The following is a 14,566-nucleotide window of genomic DNA, read 5'->3' on the forward strand; positions in this document are numbered from 1 at the left end:
ATGGAGTCATAAATCGGAAATCGAAAATCCGATATCAGAAGTTAAAATACCTGCTCAAACTGGTTAACCCCGTCTTTACTTTCCAGTAAAGAGTGGCCCATCAAAAATTCGTCAACCTTGCGGGCTGCCTCGCGGCCTTCGGAGATGGCCCAAACCACCAGCGACTGGCCGCGGCGCATATCGCCTGCTGTAAATACTTTGCTTACATTGGTTCGGTAAACACCTTCTTTGGCTTTTACGTTTTTGCGGTCGTCAAGTTCAACGCCTAACTGGCTGATGAAAGTATCGTGCTGAGGGTGTAGGAAGCCCATAGCGAGGAATACCCGCTGGCACGGAATTTCGCGCTCCGAGCCTTCAACTACATTGAATTTAACCGGGCGGCCCATAAAATCCTGTTCCCACTCTACATCAACCACTTTGAGTGCCCGCAGGTTACCTTGTTCGTCGCCCAGAAACTCCAAAGTATTAACGCCCCAGAAACGATCAGCGCCTTCCTCGTGCGAACTGGTGGTTTTCAGTATCATGGGGTAAGTTGGCCATGGCATGTGCTGCGTACGCTGCGCAGGCGGCTGAAACATCACCTCAAATTGTTTAATTGACCTGGCGCCCTGGCGGTTTGAAGTACCCACACAGTCCGATCCGGTGTCGCCGCCGCCAATTACCACTACATCTTTATCAGTAGCCAGGATATCCTCGGCGGTAACATCAATATTGCTTACGCGTTTGTTTTGCTGTTTCAGGAAATCCATAGCAAAGTGGATACCTTTCAGCTCGCGGCCCGGAATGTTCAGGTTACGCGGAATGGTTGAGCCACCGGCCAGGATCACGGCATCATTGTTACGAACCAGCTCGTCGGCTGCTACGTTCACGCCAACTTCGCTGTTGTATTTAAATACAACGCCATCTTTTTCCATTATTTCAATACGGCGCTCAACCACCCATTTTTCTAATTTAAAATCAGGGATGCCGTAGCGTAATAAACCACCTGCACGGTCGTCACGTTCGTAAACGGTAACGGTATGGCCCACTTTTACCAGCTGCGCGGCGGCGGCAAGCCCTGCAGGGCCAGAACCAACCACGGCCACTTTTTTGCCGGTTTTAATAAGCGGGGCGGTTTGCTTAACCAGTTTTTTCTCGTAAGCGATCTCGATGATATGGCGCTCAATTTCCTCGATAGCTACCGGAGGTTTGTTAATGCCTAACACACAGGCCGATTCGCATGGGGCGGGGCAGATCCTGCCGGTAAACTCGGGGAAGTTATTGGTTGATGACAATATATGGTAAGCTTCTTCCCAGTTTTTGCGATACACCGCATCGTTAAACTCAGGTATAATGTTACCCAAAGGGCATCCCGAATGGCAGAAAGGGATACCGCAATTCATACACCTTGCAGATTGCTGGTTCAGCTTCTCTTCAGAGTATAAATTCACAAATTCGTTATAATTTTTAACGCGTTCAGCAGCCGGAACTTTTGATGGCAGTTCGCGGTTAAACTCCTGAAATCCTGTAGGTTTTCCCATTTCTTAGCCTATAGTTTGATATTGTAGTTTCTCTAATACTTTTTTATACTCTTTCGGGAATACTTTCACAAACCGGGTTGATGCCTCATTCCAGTTGTTCAGTATTTTTTGCGCCAGCTTGCTGCCGGTAAGGGTGATGTGCTTGCGCAGCAGGGTCAGAATTTCTTCTTCATCGCGGGCGCTTAGCGGGTCAAGATCAACCATTTCGGTATTGCAGTTGTCGGCAAAAGTACCTTCGGGGTTGTACACCCATGCAATACCTCCGCTCATACCTGCCGCGAAGTTGCGGCCTGTAGCGCCGAGAATAAGCGCGCGGCCGCCGGTCATGTATTCGCAGCCGTGGTCGCCAATACCTTCAACTACCGTTGTTGCGCCCGAGTTGCGCACCGCGAAACGTTCGCCGGCCATACCGCCTACAAACAACTCGCCCGAGGTAGCGCCGTAAAGGGCTACGTTACCGATGATGATGTTTTCTTCCGGCGTGAAGGTAGCATTAGCTGCCGGGTAAACCGCAATCTGTGCGCCCGAAAGGCCTTTGCCTACATAATCGTTAGCTTCACCTTCCAGTTCAAAAGAAACACCCCTGGTAGTGAATGCCCCAAAGCTTTGACCTGCCGAACCTTTAAATTTAAAGTTGATGGTATTATCAGGCAAACCTGCTGAACCGTAAACCTTCGAGATCTCGTTTGATAACATAGTGCCAATGGTACGGTCAACGTTAATCACATCAAATGAAGCGTATACCGGGGTTTTATCTGCTAAAGCGGGTTTGGCGGCTTCAATCAGTTTCCAGTCAAGGATGTTGGCCATACCATGGTCCTGTGCTTCGCTGTTGTACAAGGTCATGCCTTTGGTATTGGTAACCGGGTGCAGAATGCCGCTCAGGTCGATCTTTTTGGCTTTCCAGCTTTGCAGGTTATCTTTCACTTTCAGGAATTGTACACGGCCAACCATTTCATGGATGGTGCGGAAACCAAGCTCGGCCATAATTTCGCGTAATTCTTCGGCCATAAAGCGGAAAAGGTTCACGATATGCTCCGGTTTGCCCGAGAATAGTTTACGCAGTTCAGGATCCTGTGTGGCAACACCCACAGGGCAGGTGTTCAGGTGGCATTTACGCATCATGATACAGCCGCCTGCAACCAGGGCAGCGGTAGCTACACCCCATTCTTCGGCGCCCATCAGGGCTGCGATAGCCAGGTCACGACCGGTTTTCAATTGGCCATCGGTTTGCAGTACCACGCGGCTGCGCAGTTTGTTGCGTACCAATGTCTGGTGCGCTTCGGTCAAACCCAGTTCCCATGGTAAGCCCGCGTGTTTGATCGAGCTGATTGGCGATGCGCCTGTACCGCCGTCATAACCGGCAATCAGGATCACATCGGCGTGTGCTTTGGCTACACCTGCCGCAATAGTGCCTACACCGGCTTTTGATACCAGCTTTACGTTGATGCGTGCGGCGCGGTTGGCGTTTTTAAGGTCGAAGATGAGCTGTGCCAAATCTTCGATAGAGTAAATATCGTGGTGCGGCGGCGGCGAGATTAAACCTACACCCGGTGTAGAGTGACGGGTTTTAGCGATCCAGTCGTCAACCTTATGGCCCGGAAGCTGACCGCCTTCGCCTGGTTTCGCGCCCTGTGCCATTTTAATCTGCAGCTCATCGGCGTTGGTCAGATAGTTTGAGGTTACCCCGAAACGGCCTGACGCCACCTGCTTGATAGCCGAACGCAATGAATCGCCGTTGGGCAGTTTTTCATAACGCATTTCATCCTCTCCGCCCTCGCCGGTATTGCTTTTGCCGCCAATACGGTTCATGGCGATGGCCATGGTGCTGTGCGCCTCGTGTGAAATGGAGCCGAACGACATGGCGCCTGTTGCGAAACGCTTCATGATGCTTTCGGCCGGCTCAACCTCATCAATGCTGATGGATTCGCGGTGGTGGGCAAAATCAAGCAACCCACGGATGGTGTAATGCTTTTCGGTTTGCTCGTTAACCGCTTTGGCGTAATTTTTATAAACCTCGTAGCTGTTGGTGCGGGTAGCATGCTGCAACAGGTGTACGGTGGTTGGGTTAAACAAGTGGGCTTCGCCGCGGCGTTTCCACTGGTAAATACCGCCTTCAGGCAACAGGTTATCGGCGCCTTTGGCCTCAAAACCCATTTTGTGTTTGCAAAGCGCTTCGCGGGCTATCTCATCAAGGCCTAAACCGCCTATGCGGGTAACCGCGCCGTGGAAGTATTTATCAACTACAGTTTTGTTGATGCCCAGGATCTCAAATACCTGCGCGCCGTGGTATGACTGTAGGGTGGAGATCCCCATCTTAGAGAAGATCTTCAACAAACCATCGTTAATGGATTTAACGTAGTTGTTCTGCAGTTTTTTAAGATCGTAGCTGGTTTCCAGGTTACCGTTGTTTTTCAGCGTTTCGATGGTGGAAAGCGCTAAATAAGGGTTGATAGCAGTTGCGCCGAAGGCCAGTAAACAGGCAAAGTGGTGAACTTCCCATGCGTCGCCGGTTTCAACAACCAGGCCTACCGAACCACGGCGTCCTTTGCGGATCAAATGGTGGTGTACGGCAGATGTAGCCAGGAGGGTAGGGATAGGGGCATGCTCCGAATCTACCGCGCGGTCTGAAAGGATCAATACCTCAAAACCGTCGTCAACAGCATCTTCGGCGTAGCGGCAAAGGCGGGCAAGGCCTTTTTCTAATGAGCCTGGCAGGCCATCAGCCTTAAAGTATGTTTGCAGCGTTTTTGCATGGAACAGGCCTGTATCAATACTGCGCAGTTTTTCTAACTGGTGGTTTTTCAATATCGGGTGTTTCAGCACTACGCAATGGCAATGCATTTTATCTTCGTCAAGCAGGTTACCGTTGTTACCTATAAAGGTAGCAAGGCTCATCACCAGCCGCTCGCGGATGGGATCGATAGGCGGGTTGGTTACCTGCGCGAAGAACTGTTTAAAGTAGCTTGACAGGTGTTGCGGTTTATCCGACAGGATAGCCAAGGGTACATCGGTTCCCATCGAACCTACCGGCTCTTTGCCATCCAGCGCCATCGGTTTAATGATGGTGTCGATATCCTCACGGCTGTAACCAAATACCTGCTGGTAACGATAAACCGAAGCTTCAGAAAGACTGGCGAAGGCTAAACGTGGTTCAGAAAGCTCGCTCAGGTTAATTTTATAGTTTTCTAACCAGCGGCCGTAAGGCTGTTGGGAAGCTACCTGCTTTTTAATTTCCTCGTCGGTAATGATGCGGCCTTTTTCGGTATCGATCAGTAACATCTTACCGGGCTGTAAGCGGCCTTTACGTAAAACGGTACTTTCGTCGATAGCCAGGGTACCGGCTTCTGATGCCGCGATAACACGGCCATCGCTGGTGATCACGAAACGCAACGGACGGAGGCCGTTACGGTCAAGCAGCGCGCCTACCAGTTTACCATCGGTAAAGGTAATGGCAGCGGGCCCGTCCCATGGTTCCATTAAAGTGGCGTGAAACTCGTAGAATGCTTTTTTAAGCGGATCCATAGCTTCGTTGCCATCCCAGGCCTCGGGTACCAGCATCATCATTACATGCGGTAATGAACGGCCGGAGTGCAACAATACCTCGATAATATTATCCAGGCAGGCCGAATCCGACTGGTTGTTATCTACCACCGGGAGCAGCATATCCATCTCTTCGGCAGTGAAGTATGGCGACGCGTACGATTTAAGACCGGCATAAAACCAGTTCAGGTTACCGGTTAAGGTATTGATCTCGCCGTTATGAGCGATCATGCGGAATGGCTGGGCCAGTTTCCACGAAGGGAATGTATTGGTTGAGAAACGCGAGTGGATCATGGCAAAGCCAGACGCGATACGCGGATCAGAAAGGTCTGAATAATACTTACGTAACTGGTAAGTAGTAAGCTGGCCCTTGTAAATGATGGTTTTGCAGCTTAACGAGGTGAAATAAAAATTATCAGAGCCGCCGGGTACAGTTTCGGTAATGGTTTTGTTGATATACCTGCGCAGTACAAAAAGCTTTCGCTCAAAATCATCGGCATTGGTAATATGGTGCGGACGGGCGATATAGATCTGCTCCACGTCCGGTTCGGCCTGGCGGGCGGTTTCGCCAATAACCGACGAGTCGACAACCAGTTTACGTTCGCCTAATTTATGTAAGCCTAATTTTTCAATGGCATTGTTAATAATAGTGCGGCAGGCCTTCTTCTGGGCCGAATCCTTCGGCAGGAAAATCATACCCACACCATACTCGCCCGGTTCGGGCAGGCTGATCTCAAGGTTTGAGCATTCTTCCATTAAAAACTCATGGGGCAGTTGTATCAATATACCTGCACCGTCCCCGCTTTCGGGGTCGCATCCGCACGCGCCGCGGTGTTCCATGTTTTCGAGCATGGTCAGGGCGTTATCAATGATCTGGTTGGTTTTATGACCGTCTATATTGGCAATAAATCCCGTTCCGCACGAATCGTGTTCAAATTCCGGTCTGTACAGACCCTGGTGGCTATCAGTTTGATCCATTGTTTAAATTAAACCGTTTATAATTTATAAGGGGTGTAACCACGAAGTTACCAAAACTCAAATAAATTATAAAATTTACGGTAATTTTTAAAGATTTCTAAAAAATCGATTATTTAAATCATAAATATTTAACATTCTCTCAACAAAAAGAAGTGAATATTATGATATGTAAAATGAAAGTACGAAAAAAATAATTTAGAATCAATATAAAGTTATACCAAACTTGTGCAATACATTTATTAAAGCTGCCGTTTTTGTTAAAACCAAATAAAATTTTGTGGCGTTTTTCTATGTGGTTAGTAGGGATTAGGGTAGGTGTTCATGGTTGATGGTTCATGGATCATGGCCGGAAGTCGAATTGTTTGGGGAAGGAGTGAAAAGGCAACTATTAGAAATCCAGGAATGCAACAGAGGTGTAAAAGCTTTACAGACAATAACCGGCCCTTGAGTGTGCCGGAGGTAAAAAAGCCGGTTAGCAAGTTGTCTGAATCAGAATTTACGGAATGATAAAATTTTCAGAATTGGAAATGTCGGTTAACGTCATTCTGTTAATCCTAAAATTCTGTAAATTCTGATTCAGACATTATCTATAAACACACAGATACGAACTCTGCACTCCGGTTTTTACTTTAAATGAGGTATTGGCTTCAACCTCAAATACTTGTCCGTTAGTATAGGTTTTCCATTCGGCTGCGCCGGGTAACAACGCTTCCAATGCGCCCTCAATAACGGTCATGGTTTCATGGCTTGAGGTGCCAAATTCATATTCTCCCGGTTCGATCACGCCAATGGTCGACCGGCCCTGGGGCGTATTGTAAGCCAGTGATTTGACCGCCCCTTCAAAGTATTCGTTTACGTTAATCATGTTTAAAAATTTGCGCTCTAATATGGAGAAATAAAATGATTTGTATTATAATTGGCGTTTAAACTATCATCAGTACGCAAAACGGCGAATGTTAAAATATGTGAAAAAAGTAATTTCGGTTGTAATTATTACTTCTTAAACATCGTTATTTGCATAAAATTTATATATGAGGAAAATTCAACTATTGATGCTGTTCGTTTTATCGGCTATCATATTCCAGGGCTGTAAAAAGGACGTTGTTACTTCTGCTTCCACTACCTCCGATCAAATACTTGCTGCCACTATAAACGGTACCTCATGGATTCCTGATGATGTTACCGCTACCATAACCTATAACGCCGCTGCCAAAACCAAAACGTTCGCCGTTCAGGGAACAGCAGATTCAAAGCGTGTGAAATGGACGATCACCTTAAGCGACGCTACAGTTACAAGCGCCAATGCATTTCCGCTGGCTACTTATAAGGTGGATAATACTTCACGCGTACAGATGGGGTATTATCAAATTAACGATGATAATGTTTATGAGCAGGTAGGTACGGTTGAGCCTGGTTCCGGTTCAATTATCGTTACTGCTATTGATCCGACAAAAAACCTGATCACAGGCACTTATTCTTTCTATTCACGAAAAGTGAATTATAATACTGACGGGTCTGTAGCTTCAGTTACTACACAACAAATTGCAGGCGGGAGCTTTACTAATCTACCCTATACTTTTGCCGTAAATTAATGTCAATAAAAACACACTTCCCGGGCAGTCATTTTACCGGTGTCCGGGAAGTGTGCTGATGCGTTAACTGCTTCTTTCCTGAATTTTGCCCCCATTCTTGACGTATTTCCTCAAAAAATATATCTTAGCACTGCCTTCACCATATAAGGCATTACTCCAATGGTAATATAACCGGCCTGTAGGCAATAGCTTTTTATCCACCAGAATAGGGATCACAGGTCGTTATATCCCTCATAGTTGCTGTTTAAACAGCTTGTTCAAATAAACTTTCATTATTATTTTATGACACAACATGGCCCTGACGCGGCGGTGGTGCATCCGCTGGCTGCCTATAAAAACCTGGTTTTTCTTAAAAATATCATCACGCGCCCCAATATTATAGTGGGCGATTATACCTATTATGACGATCACAACGATCCTTTCAACTTCGAGAAAAATGTACTTTATCATTTTGATTTCCTGAACGATAAATTGGTGATCGGTAGGTTTTGCGCCATTGCATCGGGTGTTAAGTTTATTATGAATGGCGCTAACCACGAGGTGAAACCCATATCTACCTTTCCGTTTGCCATATTCGGCAACGGTTGGGAAAAGATTAATGAAGGTGCCACGCTCCATGATAAATATCCTTTTAAAGGCGATACTATTATAGGCAATGATGTATGGATTGGTTATGAAGCCACTATAATGCCCGGCGTAAAAATTGGCAATGGTGCCGTAATTGCCACAAAGGCGGTAGTGACTAAAGATGTGCCCGATTATGCCATCGCTGGCGGCAACCCCGCGCAAATAATCCGCATGCGGTTTGATGAAGCCTCAATAGCCCGCCTGTTAAAAATTGCATGGTGGGACTGGAGCGCCGAAAAGATCAGTGAGCATATCAAGCTGATCAATTCGGGAGATGTGGAAGGGCTTGAGTTGGCGGGATGAAAGATTTCGATATAAGTTATCTGAATGACTTAAATAAAAAAAGCCGTCTCATAGGCGGCTTTTTTTATATAGAAAACCCTGTTATTAGCGGGTTGGACGTGTTGGTGTAGTCGGGCTCGAAGGCATTGGCTGCGGGCTCGGATTGGGGCTGGTTGGCGCTGGCATATTAGGCTGCGGGTTAGGGTTTGGCGTGCCTGGCGTTGGCACCGGGTTAGGGGTGTTTGGCAACGGAGCCGGGTTAGGCTGCGGTGTTGGCGCAGGAGCAGGCGTTGGTGTAGGAACCGGCATCGGCACCCGGTTAGGATCAGTAGGGGTTGGTGCCGGCGTAGGATTAGTTGGTGTTGGCGCCGGGTTGGTTGGAGTTGGTGTTGTTTGTTTGGGTTTCTTTTTGTTTTTACCCGGCACTGTGTCGGTAACCATTACTGTTTTTTTAATAGCGGGAGTATTTATGTCGGCACGCTGAACTCCTGCAAACGCAAATGAGCCGGCTACTGAAAAGGCAACGGCAACGGCGGCGATTCTTAGATTTTTCATAATAATTTTGTTTTGGTTATTAAATATTAACTATAGATATAACTTTGCTCGTCCGGAATGGTTTTTTATAAATGAAAATAGAGTGGGGGAGGCTGAAAGCGAAAGCCTAATGCTAAAAGCTGAAGGCCCAACAATGTTCCACCCTTTGCCTTTGGCTTTATTAGCGATAGTATACATTTGCGGTAGGCAAAACCCAGCAATAATGACCGAACTTGAAAAAATGATTGGTGGCCAGCTTTACAATGCCGGCGATGCCGGATTGGTGGATGCCCGATCAAAAGCGCGTTTACTGTTTACGCAATATAACGCCGCGGGATACGATGATAAGGAAACCAAAACCACGATCCTGAAACAATTGCTTGGCGGCTTTAAAGGTAATATCGACATCCAATCGCCTTTTTATTGCGATTACGGGTTTAACATTACTGCAGGCGAAAACCTGTTTATGAATTTTAACTGCATAGTGCTTGATTGCGCGAAGGTAACTTTTGGCGATAACGTTTTCCTGGCGCCCAATGTACAGATCTACACCGCTTATCATCCCATTATTGCAGCCGAGCGTATCAAAGGCCCCGAGTACGCGGCGCCCATCACAATAGGCAACAACGTATGGCTTGGCGGGGGCGTAATTGTTTGCCCCGGCGTTACCATTGGTGATAATACCACCATAGGCGCAGGCAGTGTGGTTACCAGGGATATCCCGGCTAATGTGGTGGCGGTTGGCAATCCCTGCAGGGTGATCAAAACATTGTGATTTCGGATGTCGGAATTTCAATTTCGGATTTTTGGTATGATGAGATTTTGATTTAAGCACGCAAAGTCGCGAAGACGTTAAGTTTTCTTTGTATATAACAAGTGAGTGGTGAAGATAAAATAATCACTGATCTCTTATACCAAGAATGCATACAACTAATCTCCGTTCTCTAATCACCAATCTCTAATTTTAACACCACAGGCGCTTTTTTCTTTAGCAGCTTCAATTCGGCTACGATGATGAAGCTCACAATCACCAGAAACATCCACGAACTGATTTTTTGATAGTTTACAATTTGCCACGCCTGGTGTTGGTAAGCATATTTCCATGCGCCGAGCCTTGTGGCTATGTTTTCAGCAAGCCAAATGAAAAAACCGATCAGCATAAATGAAATGATAACCGGCATTCGGTAAGCCCTGTCTTTGATGTAATAAACCACAACTGATCGCCGGAAAAAGTACAGGATAAACAATCCTATGCCGTAACGTAAATCCATTATAAAATGGTTACTGAAAAAGTTAAGGTAAATCAGCAAGCCGATGGTACGGGTAACCGCATGGCCGGGCCAGTTTAATATTTGCAGGTTAAGCCTGCGCCAGGCCTGGCACATATAGCTGGCTATGCTGGCATACATAAAGCCGCTGTACAAAGGCACGCCGCCAATTTTTGAATAGGCAAACTCCGGGTAGGCCCAGGAGCCGAAGTGTACTTTAAATAACTCCATAAAGAGGCCCAGCAAATGGAAAACGCAAATTACCAGCACCTCATCCCTGGTTTCGATGCCGGCATAGTATAGCATGGCCTGGATGATTAAGCAGGCCATCAACATAAAATCATACCGGGGTAAAATGCCGGTAAACAGGTGCGATAATGCCAGCATTATGAACACCAAAACCGGGAACAGGCAGCTTAACGCCTCCTGTTGCACAAAGGTTATGGCATGTTTTACGTTGGTGTTCATGGTTTATTGTAAAGTGGGCAGATGGTCTATAGCCCTGATCCTCGTTTTGTATTCAATGGGTAATAATGCATTGCGAAAAAACTGACCCGGCTTGAGGTGTTTCACTGCCTTGTATATTATTAATACCGGCCGAAGCCAGGTTAGTTTGCCAAGCGGCAGTTGTTGGCTTACCTGAACGGGGACGGTTAACAACTGCGCCTGTTTTAAAACCTGGTAACGTAAAAAGCCCAAGTGTTTCCGGTATTGCCGGTACAGATGAATGGTGTGGTTACTTTTTACAAGATGCCTTTGTAAATGATTGCGGCGCATGTCAAGATATTGTCCGTAAGTTTTGGGCAGGTCTTTGAGTTGCATCCTTTGGCCAACGCGGTTAAACACATCAAACACTTCTGCTTTTTCGGCTCGGGTAAGGGGGCGCTCCAGTAATTCGTATGAGCGGATTGACAGATCAATCAGCAGGAATAATACATCACGATATGCCCAATCGGGTATTTGCGCGCCGCGCGCCGCTTCAACCCCCTGGTGTATGGCGTTTATTTTATCGATGGCCTTTAACGCCGCTCCGGTTTCCGAAAAAATGATTTGCCTTGAGTAATCTACCGTGCTGAACAGCCTGCCCAGGGGATCGGCAGGGAGCTTACCGGTGAAATAAAGCCAGTCGACAGCCTTGTTGAGCGCGAATTCGGCCGCGGCGCCTGCAAATATAAACAGCACGGTATCGGCTTTGCCCCAAATCCGGCGCGCTATCGAGTGTTCGTTTACAAAAAGATCTTTCATTTTATAATATAAAAAGCACTTTGTTTTGCAAAGTAAATATATACGTTTTGATTTTCCAAATCAAAGATTGTGAGTTTGATATGCTAATTAAATACGGTTTTTTGAATATGTTTATAAGTTTTTGCTAATTTAAATGGCAATTAAAAATTATATTAATATCATTGCAGGCTTAGTAAAATCAACTAACAGAAAGAAAGAAATGGTTAACGCGGTTTTTGAGTTTGAGTTTAATAACCAGGTAATTGAGTTTGACATCAGCGATAAGGACCTGATGATAAACGCTACCGAAATGGGGAAGATTTTTGGTAAGAGCCCCTTCGAGTTTTTACAGCTTAGCCAAACCAAAGCTTTTATTGCCGAGTTGAAAAGCATGGAAATGCCTTATACCGAAGCGGAGGCCGAGCGGGGCGTTGGAAAAAGTTCGGCCGAGTTGGAGGAGCGGATCTTTGTGAATAAGATCAACGGGGCAGACCAGGGCCTGTGGATGTGCGAAATTCTGGCGCTGAAGTTTGCCGGTTGGCTTAACCCCAAGTTTGAAGTTTGGGTGTACAGCACCATCCGCGAATTTTTGCCCAACCTCAGGGATAACAACGAAGCCTATAAACAAATTGTGAAACTGGAAGACCAGCTGGATAAACTGGTGAAAAGGCTGCAGGGCAATGCCGATTTCCAGATCTATATGCAATTGCAGGAAAAGCTTAAAAAACTCCCTTACCGTATAAAAAGAAACAACCAGGCTACCTTAAAGCAGTACCGCCAGCTAAAGGCGATTTAATTTGTTGCTTATTTGAGGGATTTGTTTGTTTGAATTGCTAATTGTGTTACAATAGCATACCCGGTTAAAAAAAGAGCTTGGAATTTCGAAAGCGTGTGCTTGCTTTGAATTTAACAGAGGTGCCTCCCTGCGGGATTCGCAGGCAACTTTGGGAGCGGGGTGATTTCCTGACCAGCGACCCGGAGGTCATAAACTATCCCGATCAGCATTTTATACAATATATACCGGCGTTTGCCGTAGAGATATGTGAAAAACGCCCGGATATTGTTGTTAACAGGTGCCCTGAATGCAGAGGTATAGCCCGTACACCCATAGCACGGCAATGTAGTTTCTGCCTTCATCGCCGGGAGTAATTTTTAATAGTTGCCGTGAATACACGGCAACCCGATAACCAATATGTATAGGTTTCACCAGGGTTGGCGTGTCTCCACGCCAACATACGTCAAGGCTTACTCGCTTTCCTCGTTCTTAATGCCTTTTAACAGCGCGTAAATAGCCATGGCATGACCGTGACCCAGTTCAAAATCATGCTTAAGCCAGGCGGTGATTTCGCCTGCTTTAGCGTTTAGTTCGCCATTTTGGGTGAAACCTTTTTCTTCGGCAAGTTGCCTGAAATCGGCAGGGTCTTTACCTGTTTTCTCTTTAATGGTTTTTAAATATCCCTGGAACGACATGTAACGTAGTTTATGTTTATACCAATATCAGTAAAAATTAAATACCTTTTTTGCCTTTTAACAACTCAATTATCTTTTGAGTTTCCTCCGGATATATGCCGATGTAGTGGCTGCGCACCATGTAGGGCACTTTTACTTTGCTCTCTGATGCTTCCAGCCTGATTACGTTAGAGGCCTTGTTAGGCATATGGCAGTCGACGCAATACTTGCTGATTACGGCACCCAGTTGCGGGGCCATTTTGCAGAAGTTGTGGCCGGTTTGGCTATGGCAGCTTAAACATTTTTGTGTGTACACAGCCATGCTTTGTTTTGCGTTGCTATGCGGGTTGTGGCAGTTGCCGCAATCCATTTTACTCATGGTGTAGCATTTGCTGGCTATCAGTAAATCGTATTGGTTGCCATGTACATCGGGCATATTGCCAGTGCCGGGAACTACGCGGGGCTGGGTGCGGTCTTTTACTAAGGTATCGCCCATCTCAAATTCGAACGACGAGCGTTGCGGGATGTTTTTATTACCTGAATGACAAACCGCGCAGGCATCCATTTTTTGCGTGCGCGACAGAGATGCATACGTGGCTATGTATTTTGCCTTTTTATCGTCCGGATTATCGGTATGATAGTTAACGTGGTTGGCAGCGGGGCCATGGCAGCGTTCGCAATCAATGCCGTAAATAAGTGAAGTTTTTTCAAATCCAAACTCCCCTTTTTCGGGCGGGAATTCTTTTACAAACGAACTGTGACACTCCAGGCACTTACGTAAGATTGGTCTGCCAAAATTCATCCTGTCGGGCATATAACCGGGGCTGTTGGCCCAGTTGTGCAGGGCCTCGAAGTAAGACACCGGCAGTTCGTACAGCATTTTACCCTTCCAGTATAAATAGGTTTGGGCCTTACCATTGCCAATAGCTACATCAAAAGGTTCAGCTTCCGTTTTTGTGCCGTTGATATAGCCAACCTGGTAAAGGCTGTCGTTGTGCTTTTCCATCACAATTTTTTGTCCCATGCCGAAACTAAAACTGTTGGAATCTTTAGCGAAACTACCCCTGATGTTTTGCCCGGTTGCCAGTTGTGAAGTTTGAAAATGCGCGGTATGTAAATAGGAAGTATAGACATCGCCATGGCACTTTTTACAACTTTCGGAACCGGCATAAACTTCACCCCGCGGATCTGCCGAAACTGAGGTATAACACTGCGTTAAAATAAAACTGAAGGGTATGAGGGCAAGAAGAACTAAAAAAAGGTGTCTTTTTTTGAGCATTGTTTACGGTTATATGGCTGGTTATAAATTGGTTGGGCTTTTAGGCGTTTGCCGAAAAATTCTATTACAATTTAAGGCAATATTTAGATAATGCAAATAGTGAAAATGCGGGTAGTGGTAAAGTAGGGGTGAGGCGATTTCGGATTGCGAATGTTTGATTTCGGATTTTTCGTTCGATTACACTGATCGATTGATTGAGATTTTCTGCGTTGCTTTGTATTCTTTAATCCCATAAACTGAAGATTAACATTATTCTGCCAATTCAAGAAT

12 protein-coding genes are annotated in these 14,566 nt (G+C 46.2%); 4 read left to right on the forward strand and 8 right to left on the reverse strand.

From position 1 onward, the window contains the following. Nucleotides 1-41 precede the first annotated feature (41 nt). The 3 genes from LX99_RS05725 to ppnP form a co-directional block, all read right to left on the reverse strand. Nucleotides 42-1,520, reverse strand: a complete 1,479-nt coding sequence (locus LX99_RS05725) for a glutamate synthase subunit beta (RefSeq protein ID WP_109607009.1) — start codon at nucleotides 1,518-1,520, stop codon at nucleotides 42-44. 3 nt (nucleotides 1,521-1,523) lie between these two features. Then, nucleotides 1,524-6,041: a glutamate synthase large subunit gene (gltB, locus tag LX99_RS05730; protein WP_109607010.1), complete on the reverse strand. Its 4,518-nt coding sequence runs from the start codon at nucleotides 6,039-6,041 to the stop codon at nucleotides 1,524-1,526. Between the two features lie 583 nt (nucleotides 6,042-6,624). Then, complete coding sequence (gene ppnP / locus LX99_RS05735; RefSeq protein WP_022833505.1) at nucleotides 6,625-6,906, reverse strand: pyrimidine/purine nucleoside phosphorylase; 282 nt, start codon at nucleotides 6,904-6,906, stop codon at nucleotides 6,625-6,627. Between the two features lie 166 nt (nucleotides 6,907-7,072). Between ppnP and LX99_RS05740 the strand changes: the two genes are divergently transcribed. Beyond that, nucleotides 7,073-7,633: a DUF6252 family protein gene (locus tag LX99_RS05740; RefSeq protein WP_146203068.1), complete on the forward strand. Its 561-nt coding sequence runs from the start codon at nucleotides 7,073-7,075 to the stop codon at nucleotides 7,631-7,633. A 282-nt stretch (nucleotides 7,634-7,915) separates the two neighbouring features. After that, a complete protein-coding gene (locus LX99_RS05745) occupies nucleotides 7,916-8,563 on the forward strand; it encodes a CatB-related O-acetyltransferase (RefSeq protein ID WP_109607011.1) in 648 nt (215 codons plus the stop codon). A gap of 84 nt (nucleotides 8,564-8,647) precedes the next feature. Here the strand turns inward: LX99_RS05745 and LX99_RS25565 are convergent, their stop codons facing one another. Beyond that, nucleotides 8,648-9,097, reverse strand: a complete 450-nt coding sequence (locus tag LX99_RS25565) for a hypothetical protein (protein WP_170122641.1) — start codon at nucleotides 9,095-9,097, stop codon at nucleotides 8,648-8,650. A 202-nt stretch (nucleotides 9,098-9,299) separates the two neighbouring features. Between LX99_RS25565 and LX99_RS05755 the strand changes: the two genes are divergently transcribed. Next, on the forward strand, nucleotides 9,300-9,851 hold the full coding sequence (locus LX99_RS05755) for a maltose acetyltransferase domain-containing protein (RefSeq protein ID WP_109607012.1): 552 nt from the start codon (nucleotides 9,300-9,302) through the stop codon (nucleotides 9,849-9,851). A gap of 169 nt (nucleotides 9,852-10,020) precedes the next feature. On the opposite strand, the gene LX99_RS05760 is transcribed toward LX99_RS05755, so the two are convergent. Both LX99_RS05760 and LX99_RS05765 read right to left on the reverse strand, forming a co-directional pair. Further along, nucleotides 10,021-10,812 carry a DUF817 domain-containing protein gene (locus tag LX99_RS05760; protein ID WP_109607013.1) on the reverse strand — a complete coding sequence of 264 codons (792 nt, stop codon included), beginning with the start codon at nucleotides 10,810-10,812 and terminating at the stop codon, nucleotides 10,021-10,023. A gap of 3 nt (nucleotides 10,813-10,815) precedes the next feature. Beyond that, entirely contained in the window at nucleotides 10,816-11,589 is a 774-nt protein-coding gene (locus LX99_RS05765; RefSeq protein ID WP_109607014.1) for an oxygenase MpaB family protein, read from the reverse strand. A 133-nt stretch (nucleotides 11,590-11,722) separates the two neighbouring features. Between LX99_RS05765 and LX99_RS05770 the strand changes: the two genes are divergently transcribed. Beyond that, the gene (locus LX99_RS05770; RefSeq protein ID WP_109607015.1) at nucleotides 11,723-12,364 is read left to right on the forward strand and encodes a KilA-N domain-containing protein; all 642 of its coding nucleotides are present in this window, start codon (nucleotides 11,723-11,725) and stop codon (nucleotides 12,362-12,364) included. Nucleotides 12,365-12,813: 449 nt separating this feature from the next. Here LX99_RS05770 and LX99_RS05775 read toward each other — a convergent pair whose 3' ends face one another. Together LX99_RS05775 and LX99_RS05780 are read right to left on the reverse strand one after the other, a co-directional pair. After that, nucleotides 12,814-13,038, reverse strand: a complete 225-nt coding sequence (locus LX99_RS05775) for a DUF4287 domain-containing protein (RefSeq protein WP_022832657.1) — start codon at nucleotides 13,036-13,038, stop codon at nucleotides 12,814-12,816. 37 nt (nucleotides 13,039-13,075) lie between these two features. Continuing rightward, on the reverse strand, nucleotides 13,076-14,296 hold the full coding sequence (locus LX99_RS05780; protein WP_109607016.1) for a multiheme c-type cytochrome: 1,221 nt from the start codon (nucleotides 14,294-14,296) through the stop codon (nucleotides 13,076-13,078). Between the last annotated feature and the right edge of the window lie 270 nt (nucleotides 14,297-14,566).

Source organism: Mucilaginibacter oryzae (assembly GCF_003148845.1).
Lineage (GTDB): Bacteria > Bacteroidota > Bacteroidia > Sphingobacteriales > Sphingobacteriaceae > Mucilaginibacter > Mucilaginibacter oryzae.

What these genes read in the sequence shown, in the direction of transcription:
- LX99_RS05725 (WP_109607009.1), bottom strand. Translation starts at nt 1,520, where the DNA reads ATGGGAAAACCTACAGGATTTCAGGAGTTTAACCGCGAACTGCCATCA.
- gltB (WP_109607010.1), bottom strand. Translation starts at nt 6,041, where the DNA reads ATGGATCAAACTGATAGCCACCAGGGTCTGTACAGACCGGAATTTGAA.
- ppnP (WP_022833505.1), bottom strand. Translation starts at nt 6,906, where the DNA reads ATGATTAACGTAAACGAATACTTTGAAGGGGCGGTCAAATCACTGGCT.
- LX99_RS05740 (WP_146203068.1), top strand. Translation starts at nt 7,073, where the DNA reads ATGAGGAAAATTCAACTATTGATGCTGTTCGTTTTATCGGCTATCATA.
- LX99_RS05745 (WP_109607011.1), top strand. Translation starts at nt 7,916, where the DNA reads ATGACACAACATGGCCCTGACGCGGCGGTGGTGCATCCGCTGGCTGCC.
- LX99_RS25565 (WP_170122641.1), bottom strand. Translation starts at nt 9,097, where the DNA reads ATGAAAAATCTAAGAATCGCCGCCGTTGCCGTTGCCTTTTCAGTAGCC.
- LX99_RS05755 (WP_109607012.1), top strand. Translation starts at nt 9,300, where the DNA reads ATGACCGAACTTGAAAAAATGATTGGTGGCCAGCTTTACAATGCCGGC.
- LX99_RS05760 (WP_109607013.1), bottom strand. Translation starts at nt 10,812, where the DNA reads ATGAACACCAACGTAAAACATGCCATAACCTTTGTGCAACAGGAGGCG.
- LX99_RS05765 (WP_109607014.1), bottom strand. Translation starts at nt 11,589, where the DNA reads ATGAAAGATCTTTTTGTAAACGAACACTCGATAGCGCGCCGGATTTGG.
- LX99_RS05770 (WP_109607015.1), top strand. Translation starts at nt 11,723, where the DNA reads ATGGCAATTAAAAATTATATTAATATCATTGCAGGCTTAGTAAAATCA.
- LX99_RS05775 (WP_022832657.1), bottom strand. Translation starts at nt 13,038, where the DNA reads ATGTCGTTCCAGGGATATTTAAAAACCATTAAAGAGAAAACAGGTAAA.
- LX99_RS05780 (WP_109607016.1), bottom strand. Translation starts at nt 14,296, where the DNA reads ATGCTCAAAAAAAGACACCTTTTTTTAGTTCTTCTTGCCCTCATACCC.